We start from the raw sequence: 736 nt of genomic DNA, 5'->3' as shown, positions 1-736 counted from the left end.
TTCCTACAGGCGCTCGTATCCTCGTAACCAACTTGATGGCTTATAGAATCAAAGGAATGTTGTGTGCTTTCTAACAAATCACATGCGCTCTGAATTCTAAGACGCTGCAAGTATTGATTAGGGTTGTATCCTGTCGCTTTCAAAAATCGTCGTTGCATCGTGCGTTCAGTAAAGTTGGCTTGCTTTGCTAACTGCTTTATGGACAAAGGCTCTGCATAGCGCTGATGCATGATTTGTTGAATGGAAACAATCGCATAATCACCGTGAGAAAACGATGGATGAAACTGTTGGTAGTAGCTCTGCGCTCGCTGAGCGGTATCAATAACTAGCGTTTTTCCAAGCTGACGCACAACACCCGGCGAAGCGTATTTCGCGATCAGCTCAAAGCCAAGGTCTAACCATGACATCATCCCACCCGCCGTTACTATGTCACCGTGATTGATCAATATCTTATTGCTATCTAGCGCAATGCTAGGAAAGGCTTGGGAGAATGTTTCCGCCAATGCCCAATGGGTCGTGACCTCTCTCGAATCGATCAAGTTGGTTGCGGCAAGAATGAATACTCCGGCACATGCAGAAGATAACACCGCCCCTTGTGAGTAGTGCGCTTTAAGCCATCGAATCAACGCATCATCAGGAGCTAAGTAGTAATTATCAAGTGACGCAGGTGGCAACAAAACAACCGTTAGTCTTTCTGCGGTTAGGTCTGTATGTGGAATTAAAATCGGCTCAAACA

The 736-nt window shown here is 45.8% G+C and carries 1 protein-coding gene; it reads right to left on the bottom strand.

The genetic code is table 11. From position 1 onward, the window contains the following. On the bottom strand, positions 1–736 hold a 736-nt coding region (locus tag R7Q09_RS25375), incomplete at both ends, for a GlxA family transcriptional regulator (protein ID WP_318143848.1).

Source organism: Vibrio sp. 2130-1, assembly GCF_033339515.1.
Note: the sequence above shows the minus strand (reverse complement) of the source record. Positions and strands in the feature narration are given on the sequence as shown.